At 44.5% G+C, this 18,642-nt stretch carries 16 protein-coding genes and 1 pseudogene; 14 read left to right on the top strand and 3 right to left on the bottom strand.

The window, feature by feature from the left end; genetic code table 11:
* Positions 1 to 290 precede the first annotated feature (290 nt).
* On the top strand, positions 291 to 776 hold the full coding sequence (locus PPA03S_RS20940; protein ID WP_062325901.1) for a hypothetical protein: 486 nt from the start codon (positions 291 to 293) through the stop codon (positions 774 to 776).
* A gap of 243 nt (positions 777 to 1,019) precedes the next feature.
* Here PPA03S_RS20940 and PPA03S_RS20935 read toward each other — a convergent pair whose 3' ends face one another.
* Positions 1,020 to 2,240, bottom strand: coding sequence for a stalk domain-containing protein (locus tag PPA03S_RS20935; RefSeq protein ID WP_062325899.1), 1,221 nt, complete (start codon positions 2,238 to 2,240; stop codon positions 1,020 to 1,022).
* A gap of 503 nt (positions 2,241 to 2,743) precedes the next feature.
* Between PPA03S_RS20935 and PPA03S_RS20930 the strand changes: the two genes are divergently transcribed.
* The 6 genes from PPA03S_RS20930 to PPA03S_RS20900 all read left to right on the top strand — a co-directional run bounded on the left by PPA03S_RS20930 (position 2,744) and on the right by PPA03S_RS20900 (position 8,357).
* Entirely contained in the window at positions 2,744 to 3,484 is a 741-nt protein-coding gene (locus PPA03S_RS20930) for a hypothetical protein (protein WP_062325897.1), read from the top strand.
* An 812-nt stretch (positions 3,485 to 4,296) separates the two neighbouring features.
* Entirely contained in the window at positions 4,297 to 4,743 is a 447-nt protein-coding gene (locus PPA03S_RS32455; RefSeq protein ID WP_217998961.1) for a LytTR family DNA-binding domain-containing protein, read from the top strand.
* A gap of 13 nt (positions 4,744 to 4,756) precedes the next feature.
* Entirely contained in the window at positions 4,757 to 5,185 is a 429-nt protein-coding gene (locus tag PPA03S_RS20915; RefSeq protein WP_062325892.1) for a DUF3021 family protein, read from the top strand.
* 178 nt (positions 5,186 to 5,363) lie between these two features.
* Positions 5,364 to 6,668 carry an alpha/beta hydrolase family protein gene (locus tag PPA03S_RS20910; RefSeq protein WP_062325890.1) on the top strand — a complete coding sequence of 435 codons (1,305 nt, stop codon included), beginning with the start codon at positions 5,364 to 5,366 and terminating at the stop codon, positions 6,666 to 6,668.
* Positions 6,669 to 7,245: 577 nt separating this feature from the next.
* The gene (locus PPA03S_RS33000; RefSeq protein ID WP_062325888.1) at positions 7,246 to 7,860 is read left to right on the top strand and encodes a hypothetical protein; all 615 of its coding nucleotides are present in this window, start codon (positions 7,246 to 7,248) and stop codon (positions 7,858 to 7,860) included.
* An 80-nt stretch (positions 7,861 to 7,940) separates the two neighbouring features.
* Complete coding sequence (locus tag PPA03S_RS20900) at positions 7,941 to 8,357, top strand: GNAT family N-acetyltransferase (RefSeq protein WP_245683692.1); 417 nt, start codon at positions 7,941 to 7,943, stop codon at positions 8,355 to 8,357.
* 182 nt (positions 8,358 to 8,539) lie between these two features.
* Here the strand turns inward: PPA03S_RS20900 and PPA03S_RS20895 are convergent, their stop codons facing one another.
* Together PPA03S_RS20895 and PPA03S_RS20890 are read right to left on the bottom strand one after the other, a co-directional pair.
* Entirely contained in the window at positions 8,540 to 8,737 is a 198-nt protein-coding gene (locus tag PPA03S_RS20895) for a hypothetical protein (RefSeq protein ID WP_053779005.1), read from the bottom strand.
* A 146-nt stretch (positions 8,738 to 8,883) separates the two neighbouring features.
* Positions 8,884 to 10,050: an ROK family protein gene (locus PPA03S_RS20890; protein ID WP_062325885.1), complete on the bottom strand. Its 1,167-nt coding sequence runs from the start codon at positions 10,048 to 10,050 to the stop codon at positions 8,884 to 8,886.
* Between the two features lie 198 nt (positions 10,051 to 10,248).
* Between PPA03S_RS20890 and xylA the strand changes: the two genes are divergently transcribed.
* The 7 genes and pseudogenes from xylA to PPA03S_RS20855 all read left to right on the top strand — a co-directional run bounded on the left by xylA (position 10,249) and on the right by PPA03S_RS20855 (position 18,453).
* A complete protein-coding gene (gene xylA / locus PPA03S_RS20885) occupies positions 10,249 to 11,565 on the top strand; it encodes a xylose isomerase (protein ID WP_062325883.1) in 1,317 nt (438 codons plus the stop codon).
* Between the two features lie 517 nt (positions 11,566 to 12,082).
* Positions 12,083 to 13,576, top strand: a complete 1,494-nt coding sequence (gene xylB, locus PPA03S_RS20875; protein ID WP_062325879.1) for a xylulokinase — start codon at positions 12,083 to 12,085, stop codon at positions 13,574 to 13,576.
* Between the two features lie 342 nt (positions 13,577 to 13,918).
* Entirely contained in the window at positions 13,919 to 14,635 is a 717-nt protein-coding gene (locus tag PPA03S_RS20870) for a glycosyltransferase (RefSeq protein ID WP_245683691.1), read from the top strand.
* Positions 14,568 to 15,086 (top strand): annotated as a pseudogene (locus PPA03S_RS34555) (glycosyltransferase family 2 protein); the annotation flags it as partial. The gene PPA03S_RS20870 and the pseudogene PPA03S_RS34555, both read left to right, overlap by 68 nt.
* Positions 15,087 to 15,527: 441 nt before the next feature.
* Positions 15,528 to 16,598, top strand: coding sequence for a glycosyltransferase (locus PPA03S_RS34420; protein WP_082704265.1), 1,071 nt, complete (start codon positions 15,528 to 15,530; stop codon positions 16,596 to 16,598).
* A 239-nt stretch (positions 16,599 to 16,837) separates the two neighbouring features.
* Complete coding sequence (locus tag PPA03S_RS20860) at positions 16,838 to 17,482, top strand: bifunctional 4-hydroxy-2-oxoglutarate aldolase/2-dehydro-3-deoxy-phosphogluconate aldolase (protein WP_062325877.1); 645 nt, start codon at positions 16,838 to 16,840, stop codon at positions 17,480 to 17,482.
* A gap of 74 nt (positions 17,483 to 17,556) precedes the next feature.
* The gene (locus PPA03S_RS20855; protein WP_245683689.1) at positions 17,557 to 18,453 is read left to right on the top strand and encodes an alpha/beta hydrolase; all 897 of its coding nucleotides are present in this window, start codon (positions 17,557 to 17,559) and stop codon (positions 18,451 to 18,453) included.
* Positions 18,454 to 18,642 lie beyond the last annotated feature (189 nt).

Here is an 18,642-nt window from a genome sequence, read left to right as displayed (position 1 = left end):
AAACGAGGCCTGGACACAAGCAGTCCTCCCGATCAGCAGTTGTCAACGTTCTCTTATAGTCTGTATTCATTGATCCCTCACCGTACATGGTATCTTCATAAACCGGAGAATGCCCTACACGAAGAGAGTGACCGATTTCATGAGTCATCGTACTTTGAATATCACGAAAATTTTTTTGGAGTGCAGCCCTAATTGGGCTGCTTTTTAAATTAAAATGAAACATTTATGGTTTTTATTACGTTGATTAGGTAACAAGTACCAAGGAGGGGATTGTCACAAAAGTAAAGACGATGTATTTTATTCTCAGTGTTGTAGCGGTATTTTTACTATCAGCTTGCACAAATGGTGTTACTGGCTCTAGTCAGCAGAATGAACTAGGCGAACCTTATCGTGTGGCGTTGGATGAATTAATTTCAGCAGATACGGCTCTTAATGAGAACACGGAGTATATTTCATTGAATTTCGATAAAGGACTTCAAATAAAGGATTCAGATAAGAAAAGCATTGAGGATTACCTTCAAAGCAAATATAACGTAAAAATTTATAATCTAACCTATGAAGAATTGATTGAAGAAGGACTGTCTGAACAATCTGAAAGCACGCTTAAAGGGATTTTACTGAAAATTGAAAAGCAGGAGAAGCAATCAGATAAAAACATTACCATAGAGGTCAGTAAGTATCGTTCCAATGAGGGTGCGCTCTCTGCAAAAATAACGTTAACCTATGAGGAAGGTCAATGGAAAGTTGCTACTCATACTCCTACAAGGGAAAGTTAAATGAAATAATTTCTTTTACCAGAGAGTGCTGGGAAAAGTTGATTACGACTATTATGGAAGTAGCCCTTTAGGGCTTTTTTTGTCCGTATTTTCTGAGTATATACCATCCGTAAAGGTATACAAAAAAGGATCGTTAGCATTTCTGCAACGATCCCTATTGTCATCCGTTGTTGTATACCGCAGTTCTTGTTTTAAAGCTGAGTCCTTATCTTCAAATATTATTCTGTAATTCCATTAAGGTGCTTAATTTTTGAAAATCACGACCATATGCTTGCTTCCCATATATTCAACGGAAGTATTTAACTGCTCCGCCACAAAACGAACAGGAACGAACGCACTGCCGTTCTTCAGAAGTAAAGGAGCATCTTGCATCACCGTTTGCTGGTTTACTTTTACCTGCCTGTTCCCTACAGCCCAACGAATCGTTTTACCATCCTTCTGAATCGTTACCGCTTTGGTGCTCTGGTTCCAATTCACGTTTGCCCCAAGCTTCTCGGAGATGAAACGGATGGGCACATAGGTACGTCCTGTCTGAATAAATGGCGCTGCGGTAATACGATAAGCACTTTCTCCCACATAAGCTGTCGTGCTGCCGATCACCAAGCGCTGTGTCTTACGCTGACCGCCAGGCAACTCACTTCCTGCCAGTTCCACGAATAATTTATATGTTTTCGATCCTTTGCTTAAATCTAAATAGTTATTTTGCAGCGCAAGTGGTTCAATGAATGCACCTGTGTCGTAATACGGAAAAAAATTACGTTGTTGGATCGGCTCTAAATCCCACACTCGATTATTTTTCAAATAGAGGTAACTCAAACTTTGAAGATTTCTCAACGGCTCCAAATCATAGATTTGGTTAGATGATAAATTCAGAGTAACCAAGACAGTTGATTTAGACAAAGGAGCAAGATCTTTGATGTTATTATTCGCAGCTTCGAGGCTCCTAAGCTTAACCAATCCTGCTAGCGGCTTTAGAACTGTGATCTTGTTGGAACTTATGGACAACGTACTCAGATTGACTAGTCTCGCTAGCGGTAAAAGATCATTGATTTGGTTGCTAGCTAGAGATAAATCTGTCATCTTCGTTAACTTCCTGAGGGGCTTAATATCCACAATTTGATTGCCACTCAAATCCAAAGTCGTCAAATTCACAGCATCGGATAGAGGTGAAATATCAGCAATTTGATTTCCGCTTAAAGAGAGCTTCGTCACATTGACTGCATATTCCAAACCCTGCAAACTCTTAATTCCTTTACCCGATAAATTAACGTCGGTCAGTGACTCTAAATCCTCTTTTGTTAGTGATTCATCGTCGTTTTTATTCAATAATGACTTAATCGCTTGTTCAAGATTGAGATCCTCAAAAGCCAAAGGCTGTTGGTTAGACGCCTCCATGTAAGCCTGTCCTGGTAAGCCCAAACATAGGACAAAAATAATTAATAATCCAGCAAGGTATTTCTTCATTCTGACCATTCCTCTCTAATCACTGTATAAACTAGCCAATAGTTGCTTCGATTAAGACGCAATTTGCAAAGAAAAGTTGTATTGAAGAGTAATGTAATTATTTTAAGTATTCTGCCCGTTAGCTTAATGAGGTCATCAGTCTAATATTATTTTTCCTTTCGCTACTGTCCTAAAAGGTATACCTTTAGAGACGTAGAAAATAAAGACTCCCGACAATACCTAAAGGTATTGTTTTGCCTATTGAACTGAAGCGTAGCCTGGGTATCGAGCATGGCGATCCAATTGAATACTTTTTTCTAATCGATGTATCCCAAGGACGAATGAGTCAGTTAATTCAAAAATTGAATGAGGCAGCCCCAAAAGATTCTGGAACGATGTGATGTTCGAGGTTATATAACATAACATTAACTTTATTCGTAAATAATGTTAATGTTATGTCATTCATCAGTTCAGTTGTGCTGATATAATTTCTGCTAGGTAGTAGATGAAAGGGGAATATAGTGTTGAAAAAAGAGCTTGGTGTAGTAATGCTGTTGAGTGCTGTTTTGCTTTCAGGTTGTGGGTCAGATAAGCCAGAAACAGTTACGCAAGGGTCGGGAGATTCTCCCAGTAAACAAGTAACAACACAGCCGGAACAAGATGCTGATGCAAAAGAGATTGGATCCTCGGAGAATGAAAAGGTAAAACTTTATTCAACAACTGATGGAGTAAAACTGGATATTAATAGTAACCAAAAGGGCTTTGATTGGAACGTTCCTAGTGATACCGGAACTGATCCCCAGATATTCTATACTGACCTTACGGGCGACGGGAAAGAAGAAGCTGTAGTTATTATCCAGACTGGAAGAGGGACAGGCTTAGATCACTTTGATATTCATGTCGTCGATGCTGAAGACTTATCTGAAATTAAAGTCCAGAAGTATAAAGATATTGTCGCTGAACAAATCGAATCACACGTTGCTAAAAATAATGATGGTTCGTTAACGATCACAGTAAAAGCACAAGGAAAAGAATCTAAATTAGATTATGGAACTGATCCAGCGCCAGATTACAAGCAAGATGAGCTAGCTTTCGGCGGTGTAGTTATTTATTCATTGGAGGATCAAAAGATAAATTTGAATCTTCCAGGATCTATTGGCAAATCTCCGACATACGTATGTGACTTAAATATTATATACAAGTTTGATAGTGAAAAGAATGAATTTAGTGCTGAACAAATTGAAGTCAAACCTATTGAGAAATAAAAAAATTCTTTTGTTAAGAGATGGGCAGTAGTGACTTAACCGGATTAAAGAAAACAAAGCATCAGTTAAGAATACTTGGAACTTCCCATCAGAGAGAATCGAGTATGGATAGCAATATAATCGATTTACATAGAAGATTGGTAAATGCGATGGGGCAAACCTATTGGGGTTTGAACGAGACTGAAATTGACGAAATGAAGATATTAGCAATGAACGAATTAGCTCCTTATCCAACCTTTAATGTCCATTTTGTAGTGTATATAAAGAAGTTGAACCAAACAAATACGTACCATTTGTAGATATCCAATTGGGAACTCAAAAGCTAAGTGATTCAACAAACGGGAAACGTTAGCGTTATCAAATAAAGAAAGCAGTCGATCAAGGTTCAACTAACCGGCAGGATAGTTCGAATATCAATCGCTTCGTACTACGTGGTGAAAGAGGGATTCTGCCACTATTGTGGCATAGGTTATTTCAGCGTAGAGATGGGAAAAGGTGGGGAATAATCAAGAGTGAATTTCTTTTAACAACTCACAAAAGACCGAAATTCCAGTGAGAGAAACGGTCTTTTCATTTTCGCCCAACGGATTTATTTCAAACTGGCAAGTGCTTCAGGAGAGAAGGAGACAAGTTCGTTCATCTGGCCTTCTCTAAACTTTATTGCCCACGCCAGATCGGCGAGGAGAGCCCGTCCCGCGGCGACCAGATCGAATTCCTCTTTTCGGAATGAAGTTGCTTAAAGTAGAAGCTTACGCGTTTTCGTTGTATATTCACGTTATAACCGTTAACAAGTTTTAATTCGAATTTCGAGGGTGATTTTTATCAAAATTTTCATCGAAGTAATAGGCCATACAGAAGAAGAGGAGATCCGCATCAGGTGTCACCAAGTAGACGAAGAAATACATGAGCTCGTTAATAAAATAAAAAGCGAAACGCTCATTATACTTGGTTATCATGAGGATAAGATCAGCCGCATCAAAATTAGTGATATTTATTATTTTGAAGCTGTTGACGGAAAAGTGTTTGCGTATTGTAAGAACAATGTTCATGAAGTCAAACAAAAGCTTTATGAGCTGGAGGAACTTTGCCAAGAGAAACATTGCTTTCGCGCCTCCAAATCCACCATTCTAAATATAGCTAAGATTTCCAGTATTCATCCGTCGATCAGCGGCCGTTTTCAAGCATTATTGGATAACGGGGAGAAGGTAGTCATATCACGTCAGTATGTGCCAATGCTTAAACACATACTTGGATTATAAAAGGGGGACCTACATGAAGTATTCCGAGCTCATAAAAGAGATGATTAGAGATTTCTTAATTATATTTGCCTCCATCATTATAATCATCGCTATTTTGCGGCAAATCTATGTTCCTGATGCAAGTTTCGAATTAAAGACGATTTTTACAATTATGGCTTTCTCTTTTCTTGGTGCTTTGACCGGAATCGTTTTATATACGCCGCATGCGATTAGCGAGTATAAAATGCGCCTCCGAGTGATTGTACATTTCTTTTTCCTGGAAGCCCTATTAATTTCTCTGGCCGTCCTATTGAATCTCGTATACGGCACTTTCGGCATACTATTATTAGCTTTGGAAATTGCCGTAGTTTACGCTATCGTTCGCCTACTGACGTATAAGAATGACAAAAAGGAAGCTCAAAAGATCAATGAAAGACTAAGAACATTTAAAAAAGAGCTTTAGAAGATATACACAAACCGCTCCCAAATAAAATCGTATACGCAGCGTAAGTACACGTATTTGCGTTGTTTTTACAACTTATTGGCTCTCAGCTACAGCTTATCGTTTATGCGTATACACGTTCTCTTCCATTTATTATGATGAACTCATAAAAAAGTTGGAGGAGGAGCAGAGAAGTCTTATGGAGATTTTAATCCTTGTTGTTACGTTGGTCTTCGAACTGGCAATTGCCGTCTATTCCATTGTAACCAAGCAAAGCCGCCACAAGATAAAGAGTTGGACGAGAATCGCAATGTTTATAGTATTCATGATGCTGAGCTTGGGGAAGGCTGTCGTATGGGAGTACACATGGGGGATGTTTGCAGGCTTGCTCTTTCTATTAGCGTTCAAGGAAATGGTTGCGCTCCTGCGCAAACAAACACACACTCCGCGTTACATAGCTTTTTCTACGGTATGGAAATTCCTTTTGTTAGCACTGATCGTAGTCGTTACTCTTGTTCCTGTTTTACTTTTTCCACAGCATAGGCTGCCGCAAGTGACAGGTCCGTACGCAGTGGCGACCGCCACTTACAGCTATGTGGACAAGAATCGTATCGAAGAATTTACAGATCAGGGAGACAATCGGTTTGTTAACGTGGAATTTTGGTATCCTGAGCAGGCAGACGGAACCTATCCTTTGCTTGTGTTCTCTCATGGAGCATTCGGTATTAAAACCAGCAACACTTCTACCTTTACAGAACTTGCGAGCCACGGTTATGTCGTTGTTTCTATTGACCATCCCTATCATTCTTTTTATACCGTTTCCGAGGATGGGAAGGTCGTGACAATTAATCCCGAGTACATGCAAGAATTCAACAATGCCAATAAAGGGGTTTATTCGCTTGGTGAGTATTTCGAACTTAATCAAAAATGGATGAAATTGCGAACGGATGATATGGACTTTGTCATGGATACGATCCTGGAACAAGCCGAGCAAACAAAAGACTCAGTATATGAACGCATTGATACACAGAAAATAGGAGTGTTCGGTCATTCTATGGGAGGGGCTGCAAGCGTAGCACTGAGCAGGGAGCGCGATGACATTGACGCCGTAGTAAATATAGATGCTCCGTTCTTTAGCGAGCTTGTGTACGATAAAGTTACGAATGAATTTACGGCAAAATCCGAAGCTTTCACCATTCCGCTTCTTAACGTTTATTCGGATGATGTGTGGATACAGCTCGACAGCAGTTCTCCGTATATCGCAAATAGTATCTCGAATGAAAATTTTAAAGATGCATACAACGTTCATTTTAAAGGTGCAAAGCATTTAAGTTTAACCGATCTACCTTTATTCTCGCCTATATTGGCAAACCTGTTACATGAAGGTAGAGAAGTAGAAATCGATAAGTACTATGTAATTGAAACTCAAAATGAACTTATTCTTCGTTTTTTTGACTATGCTCTAAAGAATAAAGGTCAGTTTGCTCCAAAAGCGACGTATTGAGTTTCTGTTCCGCATGCAGGAAGAAATCTGGAATTTGAAGCTTAGTGTAACCGATCCACAATGTATTTTGCGTGTGAACAGAACGTTGGGTCATTCAGTGAAATAATCGCTTTCAAAGTAGAGAGGAAAAATGAAAAGCACCCTGACAGTGATACCGTATCCTTGCTTGCGAGTTAATGAATATGAAGTAATGTGGGAAAGAAAAAGTAATTGTGAACGCGGGATAAATTATACGAATGACAAAGATGGGACTATAGGAAACAGTGTAGTCTTTATCTGCTAGATAATTGAACTAACGGGAAACGTTAGCCCAAATAAAACAAAGAAAGCAGCAGATCAACGTGATCGGCTGCTTTTGTTCAACTAACAGGCAGGATAGTTGAAAGCTATTGATGATGTATAGATCGAAGGACAATTATCCCATGATTGGATTATTTCTTGAAGTGTATCGTCGCTTTTGTTTAATTAACGATTAGATTACCGTAACGCTCCATGGATTGGTAACGTTTAGAATGTAAAGAGCATGGAAGTGTGGCTATAGAGTAAAGAGCTAATAAGGAATGAGGAGTGAACAGTTATGAAAATGTACTATAAGGGCGCCCTAATATCGTGTTTCGTGGTTTTTATCATTAGTGTTTCAGGCGGTCTGATGGTATCCCAGAATACAAGTGCTAAAAATCCGATTAATCCAAGTCACATAACGCCTATCGACTATTCTGAAAATGAACATGGACTGACATTCGGTACGATTGAAGAGTCCAACTCCGTTGAAATACTACCTGACTTAATCTATGCAGGAAGTGTAGACGGCATTGCTGGATATGTCATGAAAACAGATTATCTTAGTGAAACTACACGGAGCGTCCCGCTTTTTGATGTTGACGGGAAAACCATCATTGGTTCTATTTCTGTTGGTGCTAAGAAAACGAATTTTCCTAAAAATCGTAATGGGCAAACTTACGGTTCTGCTGGTGAGGCTACTTCTCCAGAAACAGAACCTGAACTAATTGAGGCTACTGGTGTGGATGGTACAGAAGGATATGTACTGAGAAAGGACCTGGATGGTGAGCAACCCAGTACACCCGAGGAAGCCATTGCACAACAGAACAGTAGAGCAGCGGATGGCCGTGATATTCCGCTGTATGATCTGGATGGTGAAAACGTGATTGGTGTGTTTCATGTTGGGGGGTAAGTAATTAAAAATCTTGGTATTTTTGTGCGTAGCGGTATGGTACCAAAACGATGTTTCGTATTCTTAACAAGCGTCTTGAAATGAAAGTCAAAGTATTTATGCCCTTGTTGGAAAAATATCAGGATTTTGAAACAAGCCCCGCCAATGAAACCGTAGAAAGAATTATTACTCAAATCAATCAATCTTTTACAGATTATTTCATAATTCATCATCTTGAGGTTGCTGTTGGGGGAATTAGAGTCGTGAAAAAAGATCATCAAACCTATAGTGTTAGCCCAATTTTTATACTGCCTGAACATCAAGGAAAAGGAATTGCTCAAAAAGTCTTTACAATGGTTGAGCAGATATATGATGATGCAAAGTCATGGAAATTGGGTACCATCTTACAAGAGAAAGGAAACGGTTATTTGTATGAAAAGATAGGCTATAAAAAAACGGGTGCATCAAAAGTAATTAACGACAAAATGACAATGGTATTTTATGAAAAGCATTTATAGATGAATAGTTATTGGATTAAGTTAACCGCCTTTCAGGGGAGGTTAACTTTTGTATGAAAATCAACAAGCTAGTTTTTGCCCCATGAAAAATCCCCTTTCACAGCTACAACAGAGCACATGCTTCATGAACTCTTTTGTGGATGTAAAAGGGGATTTGGTGTTTAAAATCATGCACATTTTATCTAAAAAAAGATACTCATAAAGGTCTGAAATACAACATACACCAGTACGCCTGACAGCATGTACATGAAACCAGCCTTCTTTTTGCTCTGAAACAATCGAAGTATGCCAAGGCTGAACAGCGGCGCAAGCACGATCAGGAACAGGAGTACGGTGACAAACATTTGCGCCGAGATATCTGAAGTATCCACGTAGGTCACGAATTTTCACTCCGTTTCGTTATCGGAATTAACACGACGACACTTATGCCGCCATGACAAAAATCACATAACCCTATTATACCTCTGGATTTCTTTAACAAAAAGGGAGGAAATGGGGCAAAATGATGTCAATTTTAAATTGGTTATTAGACGGACACTCTTATTTTACCTAGGAATTGGGAAATCGCGGAGTAAGCGGCACCAACACGTGTGGAACGACTGCCCAGAGCAGCCCATTCAATCTGCAAACTACGGCGGTGATAAGGCAGCGTACGCTCCTCCACCACTTGTTTCAACGCCGTTTCAATCCAGGGTCCTGCTTCAGAAAGAGGGCCGCCGATAATGATGCGCTCAGGATTGAAACTGTTGACGATATTGGTGATGCCAACCCCCAGTTTACGGCCGATTTCCTGGTATAGTTTCAATACATCTTCATGGCCTTGCTGTGCATAATCAATCAGTTCCCGTGTCGTATGTGCCGGCAAAAGCAACTGATGATCGGGGTGCTCATAAGCCTTCTCCGAAGCATATAACTCCCAGCAGCCACGATTACCACAGGAGCAAGGTCTGCCCTCTGCTTCAATGGACATATGGCCTGTTTCTCCTGCATATCCCCAGGCTCCTTTATACAGCTCGCCATCCACCATAATGCCTGAACCGATCCCGATGCCTGCGCTAATGTAAATCAGATGACGAACTCCGATGCCCGCACCAAAATTCAACTCTCCGTGAGCGCCTGCATTCGCTTCATTATCGATCGTTACAGGCAGCTCGAAAGCTTCCTCCAGCATGGCGCGCAGCGGGACCTTCTCCCATCCTAGGTTGGGTGCAAACAGCACCGTTCCTTCCTCGTCCACCATCCCCGGTACCCCGATGCCAATGCCAATTACCCCGTGAGGGGAGGGAGGAGCTGCCTGAATCAGATGTTCTGCCGCAAGTTTCAACTGATCAAATACGGAGGACACATCATGCTGTTCCAGCTTAACCGTGTATTCTGTAATGATATGACCTTCCAGATCGGTAAGCACACCCTTTAAGTGGGTTACGCTGAGTTCCAAACCTACGGCATATCCCGCTGTACCGCGAAATAGCAGCATTAGAGGTTTGCGCCCACCGCTGGATTCCCCAGGGCCAATTTCCTGCAAAAGCTCATCATGGATCAGATCGGCAACCAGATTGGAAACCGTGGCTTTATTCAGCCCTGTAATCTCGGATACCCGTGCACGGGAGAGGGGAGCATGACGCCGAATCGTATCCAGGACGATCGACTTGTTTATTTTTTTGACCAGCATCTGGTCTCCGGTAATTTTCATATCCAAGGCACTCCTATTCTTCTATAAAAGGGTTTAGACCCGTTATCCGTAAACAAGCTATTCGACTATTATAGCGTAAACAAACGCACAAAAAACATTTTTATTTTTACTTTGTTTAACCAATAGACAAAGTATAACCGATGTGTTAGGATAACGTTGTAAACGATTACTTTTAAAACTATTGAGGAGGCATTTACCATGGCCTATTTTGAATCCGTTAATAAAATTTCATTCGAAGGTAAAGATTCCACGAATCCATTTGCTTTTAAACATTATAATCCAGAAGAAGTGGTAGCCGGCAAATCGATGGAAGAGCACTTCCGTTTCGGCATGGCATACTGGCATACATTAACAGCAGGCGGTAGTGATCCGTTTGGTGCAGAAACAGCAGTTCGTTCTTGGGATAATTACTCCGGCCTGGATCTCGCGAAAGTACGCGTGGAAGCAGCATTTGAATTTTTGGAAAAAATGAACCTCCCGTTCTTCTGTTTCCACGATGTGGACATCGCACCAGAAGGCAACAGCCTGCGTGAGTTCTACAGCAACATCGATACGATCGTTGACCTTATTGAAGGCCACATGAAATCCAGCGGCAAAAAACTGCTTTGGAATACAGCGAACATGTTCTCCAACCCACGCTTCATGTTTGGTGCAGCTTCCACTTGCAACGCAGATGTGTACGCACATGCTGCAGCGCAAATCAAGAAAGGTCTGGAAGTGGGTAAACGTCTGGGCGCAGAAAACTATGTGTTCTGGGGCGGTCGTGAAGGTTATGACACCTTGCTCAACACAGACATGCAGCTGGAGCAAGACAACATTGCCCGCATGTTCCACATGGCAGTAGACTACGCGAAGGAAATTGGCTTCGATGCACAATTCCTGATCGAGCCTAAACCGAAAGAGCCAACCAAGCACCAATATGACTATGATGCAGCAACTTCCATTGCTTTCTTGCAAAAATACGGTTTGGACAAACACTTCAAACTGAACCTGGAAGCCAACCATGCTACTCTGGCAGGTCACACATTTGATCACGAAATCCGTGTTGCCCGCACAAACGGCATGCTCGGTTCCCTCGATGCCAACCAAGGCGATATGCTGATCGGTTGGGATACGGATGAGTTCCCGGTTGATATGTACGATGCAACATTGACCATGTACGAAGTATTGAAAAACGGCGGTATCGGCCGTGGTGGTGTGAACTTCGACGCCAAAGTACGTCGTGGTTCCTTCGAAGCAGACGATCTGTTCCTTGCACACATCGCTGGTATGGATACGTATGCGAAAGGTTTGAAAGTGGCAGCGAAATTGATTGAAGATCGTGTATTCGATGACTTCATCGAAAAACGTTACAGCAGTTTCAGCGAAGGGATCGGTGCAGATGTGGTCGCAGGTAAAGCAACACTGGCTTCCCTTGCAGAGTATGCACTGAACAACGAAAGCCCACGCAAAAACCAATCCGGACGTCAGGAATTGCTGAGAGCAAAACTCAACCAATACATCCTGGCTGACTAAAACAGGTTAGGCGGTATGTATGGATGGTTATCGACCACCAATGGTTACCCATATATGTGGTCGGTATAGTATCTTGGTCTGCCTTTGTAGAAGATTAGCTTGTACCGCGGAACGCCTGAACAAGCATGACATTCGGACCGTCCCCGACTTTCCCCTGGGAAGGCGGGGACGGTTTTTTGATACCCGAATGGAGTGAATTTCATGCGCATCAAGGTTTGCATGTCCATTACTAATGACAGATATATGTCGTTGGCACGATTTTCAGCTACAGAGACGAGTACGTTTTACTCGTTTCATATCCATGTGTGTCCATGATCATACATGCAGAACGGAGTGAGCAGAAAGGACCCGAGGAAGCGGAGCGTGCGCATTTATCCCTGGATTTCTCCCTTTTCAAAGGGAATAAAGGAAATCCGGGGATAACGGCGATCCAAGGGTTTTCTGGTCACGGAGTGAATTCCATGTATACTTGGATTTTTCGTGGATATAACCTTTGATAAACGAGAGGAGTTAACCCATGAGTTACGTAATTGGTGTCGATCTGGGAACAAGCGCAGTCAAAACGGTGCTGGTTAACCGTGAAGGGAAAGTGGCGTTTGAAGCATCCGAGGCTTATCCGCTGTACCAGCCCAAAGCTGGATATAGTGAACAGAATCCCGAGGATTGGGTAGAGCAGACGATTGTTTCACTGCGCAAATTGCTGGAAGTGTCTGGCGTGCATCCTTCGGAAATCGAAGGTCTGAGTTTCTCCGGCCAAATGCATGGATTGGTGCTGGTCGATGCTGAGGGTAAACCGTTGCGTAACGCCATTTTGTGGAACGATACACGCACAACAGCGCAATGCCGTCGCATCGAGAAGGTATTGGGCGACCAATTGTTAAGCATTGCCCGGAACCGTGCGCTCGAAGGTTTTACCCTGCCGAAAATCCTGTGGGTACAGGAGAACGAGCCTGAACTGCTGCAACAAGCGGCTTTGTTCCTGTTGCCTAAGGACTATGTGCGGTATCGCCTGACAGGTGATTATGCCATGGATTATTCGGACGCAGCAGGCACATTGCTGCTGGACGTTGCTGGCAAGCAATGGAGCAAGGAGATCGCGGAAGCTTTTGAACTGCCGGTATCCTTGTGTCCACGTCTTGTGGAGTCATTTGAAGAAGTGGGCACATTGCTGCCTGAGATTGCCGATCAAACAGGACTTGCAGCGGCAACGAAAGTATATGCAGGTGGAGCGGACAATGCGTGCGGGGCCATTGGCGCAGGCATTTTGAGTGAAGGACAGACGATGTGCAGCATCGGAACGTCCGGGGTAGTGCTTTCCTATGAAGAGCGCAAAGATCTCGATTTCGAAGGCAAAGTGCACTTTTTTAACCATGGCGAGAAAGATGCCTTTTATATTATGGGGGTAACGCTTGCGGCAGGATACAGCCTGTCCTGGTTCAAGGATACATTTGCTGCGGACAAATCATTCGACGTGCTCTTGCAGGGCATTGATGCGATTCCAGCGGGAAGCAACGGGCTGCTGTTCACCCCTTATATTGTTGGTGAGCGTACGCCGCACCCGGATGCAAACATTCGTGGCAGCTTTATCGGCATGGATGCCGGACATAAGCTGGAGCATTTTGGACGTGCTGTGATGGAGGGCATTACGTTCTCCCTGCGTGAGTCCATTGATATTCTGCGTAACGCTGGCAAAACGGTGAATGAAGTGGTCTCCATCGGTGGTGGTGCCAAGAATGAAGCCTGGCTGCAAATGCAGGCCGATGTATTCAATGCAACCATTGTGAAACTGGAGAGCGAGCAAGGACCTGCAATGGGTGCGGCGATGCTGGCAGCTTATGGCTGTGGCTGGTTCCCATCTTTGCAGGAATGTGCATCCGCGTTCATTCGTCCGGCCAAATCCTATACGCCTAACCCGGAAGCAGTGGCGGTGTATGATGGACTGTTTGCATTGTACCAAGAGGTGTACGGGCAAACACGCAGCTTGAATGACCGTTTGGCAGCATATCGTTAATCGAATATTCAGTCAGAGCAAAAGCATCCGCGACAGCGGGTGCTTTTTTTTATGCAGATGATGCTTCATGTCCATGGATAAGCGAAGTGAAAGGTTTAGACGTCTGACATAACCGTAATCCGGGTATGCATACATTGGATATAGAGGGTCGTGATCTGTCCCGACAGCTGCTTCTTACCGAATAGTTCAACAGATAAATGGTTCAACCCATTAAAGATTAGCCTTATAAAATGATGGGATATCCATGTCGTGGAGAGGCTGTTTCGACACGGTGTAGTGAACCAATGTAAGACCATTTATTTTAATAAAGGTAGCCGGCAGCTTGAGCATGGGGGTGAAGCCTTGGATGAACGTGAGGAAACGGAAAGACCGCATATTACTCTATCCATGATCGTTCGAAATGAGGAGCACAGGTATCTCAGAGAGGCGTTGAAAACACATCGGCCGTGGATTGATCGTGCGGTCATTATCGATGATGGTAGCACGGACGGAACTGTGGCCATGTGCCGTGAGCTGCTGGGGAGCATTCCACTCGTATTGGTGGAGAACCCGGCTTCCCGTTTTTCTGACGAAGTGAGCCTCAGGAAGCAGCAATGGGAAGAGACGGTGGCTACCGGACCGGAATGGATTCTGAATCTGGATGCCGATGAAATTTTGACGACTGACTTTGGGGCTGTTCGGGATCAGCTGCTGAGCGGAAGTGAGGATGCCATCTATCTGAGGCTGTTTGATATGTGGAGTGATACGCATTATCGGGAAGACGAATACTGGCAAGCCCATGCGTATTATCGACCATTTTTGGTCCGATATCGCCCGGAATGGAGCTATGAGTGGAAGGAAACCCCGCAGCATTGCGGCCGTTTTCCGCTAACCATTCAACATTTTGCCTATGGATGCCATTCACCTCGAGTAAAACATTATGGCTGGGCACGCCTGGAGGATCGTGTGCGCAAATTTGAGCGTTATCAGGCGCTTGACCCGGAGGCCAGGTATGGTTGGAAGGAACAATACGATTCCATTCTGGATGCAGAGCCCCGACTGTTACCATGGTCGGAATAAGGGGAGGGGGAAGGATACGTTGAGAAAAGACCAGCTGGAACACATCCTGATTGCAAGTCCTGTTCGGCAGACGCCCGCTGTACTCCGTGAATTTCTCGAATCTCTAAATGCGCTCGAACGAACGACGGTAAAGACGGATTACCTGTTTGTGGACGACAATGAAGAGGAAGCGGCATCCAATATGCTCCGTGAGTTTGTGCTTCAGCACAAAGGTGCCATTCTTGGTCCAGATGCGAGTGCAGACGATACCGACAAGGAGAAGGGGACATACAACAAAGATGAAGGAGGGCATTACTGGCAGGATGAACAGATCTGGCGGGTGGCCGGATTGAAAAATCGTATTCTGGCATATGCCCGTGAACAGAAGTACGATGCCGTATTCCTGATCGATTCGGATCTTGTCCTGCATCCCCGTACGCTGGAACAGCTTGTTTCCACTCGGAAGGAGATAGTCTCCAATATTTTCTGGACACGCTGGCAGCCGGGAACAAGAGAGATGCCGCAAGTCTGGTTGCAGGATGAGTACGCTCTGTACCGCAAGGGAGGCAAAGCCGTCACTGGAAAGGAAACAGAGGACGAAAATACGCAAACGGATGCTTTCCTAAGGCAACTGCGAATTCCGGGCTGTTATGAAGTGGGAGGATTGGGAGCGTGTACCCTTATTCGCAGGGACGCCTTGGAATCCGGGATTTCCTTTGATCAGATTCCGAATGTATCCTTCTGGGGAGAAGATCGCCATTTTTGCATTCGAGCTCAGGCGTTGGGGTTCCCATTATATGTGGATACACACTTTCCCGCCTATCACATCTACCGACTATCGGAATTGCCGGGCGTAGCTACCTATAATCGCAGAGCGAGACGTGGAGAGGAGACCATTAGTATTTCACTGTGTATGATTGTAAAAAATGAAGAGGCTTCCCTTGCCAGATGTCTGGAATCGGTTAACGGAATCGCTGACGAGATTGTAATTGTCGATACAGGCTCGACGGATCAGACCCGTCAGATCGCTGCCCGCTATACGGAACGCATTATCGATTTTGAATGGGTGGATGATTTTGCAGCGGCCCGGAATTTTGCCTTCGAACAAGCAACAAGCGAATATATTTTATGGCTGGATGCAGATGATGTGTTCGAGCCGGAGGACCGGGTGAAGCTTATTGAATTGAAGCGCAGCCTTGATCCGGCTGTAGACAGTGTCACGATGGATTATCATCTGAGCTTTACAGCAGAGGGCAAAGTAGCCTACAGTTTGCGGAGAAATCGGCTGGTGCGGCGGGATCGGAATTTTCGCTGGATTGGTGCGGTGCATGAATATCTGGAAGTGGCGGGTCATTTGCTGCATAGTGACATCGCAGTCACACATAAGAAGGATAAAGAATACACAGATCGCAATCTGAGAATTTACCGCAAGCGGGAAAAGGCAGGAGAAGAATTCTCCCCGCGTGATTTGTACTACTTTGGAAACGAACTGAAAGATCACGCAGAGTATGCGGATGCAGTGAACTATTATGAGGAATTCTTGGGCACCGGACTTGGATGGGTAGAGGATCAGATTGCTGCCTGCCAGAAGATAGCTGATTGTGAAGCCGCGCTTGGTCGTTCGGAGCAGGAAGTTTCGGCGTTGCTAAGATCCTTTGCCTATGATCTGCCTAGGGCAGAGATCTGCTGCCGTTTGGGAGGTTATTTTGCCGACCGTGGAGATTATCGCAAAGCGATATTCTGGTATGAACTGGCGACCCGGGCTATACGCCCGACAGATCCAATGGTTGTACTGAATGAAGCTGCTTGGACATGGATGCCACACCTACAGTTATGCGTTTGTTATGACCGGATGGGCAATCGGGTGAAAGCGAAGGAGCACAATGATATTGCTCTGACGTACCATCCCACACATCCCAGCATGCTGTATAATGATCGGTATTTTAAGGATCTGAAGAAGGATAGTATATTGGAAAATGCCTAAAGCAAACCTCTCTAATGGAGTCTGAGTCGGTGGATTATCCCCCTTCTCCATATAGAGAGGTTTTTGTTTTAGTATCCATGCAAGAGTTGAAGAATTAGAAGATGGCTTATACGATAGGAATTTGGATCAAACGATTTCATCCAGGGGACGATATGCTTTACAATAGGGACTAACGGAAAAGCGGTGATAACGAATACTTGTCTTCGGCTGCCGAATCTATGAAACAAGGGGAAGTTGGCATGAATCTGACGGAAGTATTATTAGAATCGAGACTGGTGGCGATCGTTCGCGGTATTAGCCGGGAATCTGCTCTGGCGGCAGGGCAGGGTATGACAGATGGGGGAATCCGTCTGATGGAAGTGACGCTTAACACACCTGGAGCACACAATATTATTGCAGACTGGCGTGCGCGGCATGAGGGTAAGGCTTATGTCGGAGCAGGTACGGTACTGAATGTGCAGATGGCCAAAGAAGCGGTCGCAGCAGGTGCTCAATTTCTGGTGTCTCCGAATGTCGATCTGTCTGTTATTGAATATGCTGTAGAACATGGTGTGGATATCTGGCCCGGGGCGATGACGCCAACGGAGATTGTGGCTGCATATGAGGCAGGAGCAAAAGTGGTGAAGCTGTTTCCAATGGCGAGTTTGGGCATTCCCTATTTACGTGAAATCAAGGCTCCACTGAATCATATCCCGCTGCTTGCGACAGGAGGAGCGACACTGGATAACATTGCAGATTATTATACTGCGGGTGCGGCAGCAGTAGGCCTGGGAAGTGCACTTTTGCCACGAGAAGCGCTTGCAGCAGGAAACGATGAGCAGATTGCCGCGTGCACACGTGCATTTGTTGAAATAGCACAAATCGAAAGATCATATAAGAAGTGATGTGGATTAACGTTCTGTTGATCTTGTAGCTGTATGATGGAGTTACGCCATAGACCGGAGAGGAGTGAGGCCCAGTGAAAGCTAAAACAATGATTGGCGGCGTGATTGCTGTTGCAGCCGTTACGGCGGGTGGTTTATGGAAGGCGGCCGTGAAGAGTCAGACCCCCAAAAAGATTCCGATTACGCTCACACCACCCATGCCTTTTGAAGACATAACCTTTGACAGTGGTGGCGGCCGGGTACACGGTTGGTTTATTCCTGCTGAAGCTAGTGCCCCGAAACCATGGCCGCTGGTCATTATTGCGCACGGCTGGGGCTCCAATCGCTCACGAGTCCTTCGTTATGCACGGCCCATCTGGGAAGCAGGGTATGCCCTGTTTATGTATGATGTTCGCAGCCATGGAGCCAGCGACCCGGTCAAAGCAGCCTCAGCTTACCTCTTCCGTGACGATTTGTTATCCGCTTTACAGTATGTATCTTCTCGTCCGGAAGTTGATTCTGCTGCGATCGGTGTGCTGGGGCATTCTCTGGGCGGGCTGGGCACGATTCTTGCCGTGACGGAGGGAATTGCTGTATCAGCGGTGATTACGGATTCCATGCCATCCCAATTCGAGGTTATTGTCAGTTCGGAGCTAAGACGTCGACGTCTGCCTCTGTTTCCACTGGCCCAGCTGATTCCGCGAATCTGGTTTTGGCGGCTTGGTGAATCTCTGAAAACGTATCGCCAGCGCGAGCCGGTGATGCTGCTGAATGAGCGGCGCAAGGGAATGCAGCTGCCAATGCTTATGGTTCATTCCATAGGAGACAATTTTATTCCTCCGAGCGAGCTTGAATATTTTATGTCCAAGGCTGATCCGCCTGTGGAACATCTGTGGGTCAATAGTGGGGGACATAGCTGTTCGGAAGAAGATCCCGCATTCTGGGAAGCAGTCATCCCATTTTTGAAAAAGTATGTTCAGGTGCAGTCTTAGTCCAATGAATCTGTTATACCGAACGCCAATAAGGGAAAATTCAGCCCACTTGATGTTCAGGCTGATTGTTGAAACGCCAACCGTGTTGGCGTTTTTTTGCTGTTCATGATGATTTGCAAAAATTCTCATTTGTAAATTTGTTGGGAAAATGACGATTAAAAAGGAAGCTTATGGTATCATAGAATAGAC

Origin of the sequence: Paenibacillus pabuli NBRC 13638 (assembly GCF_001514495.1) — a bacterium.
GTDB lineage: Bacteria > Bacillota > Bacilli > Paenibacillales > Paenibacillaceae > Paenibacillus > Paenibacillus pabuli.
This window is presented reverse-complemented; position numbering and strand designations above follow the sequence as displayed.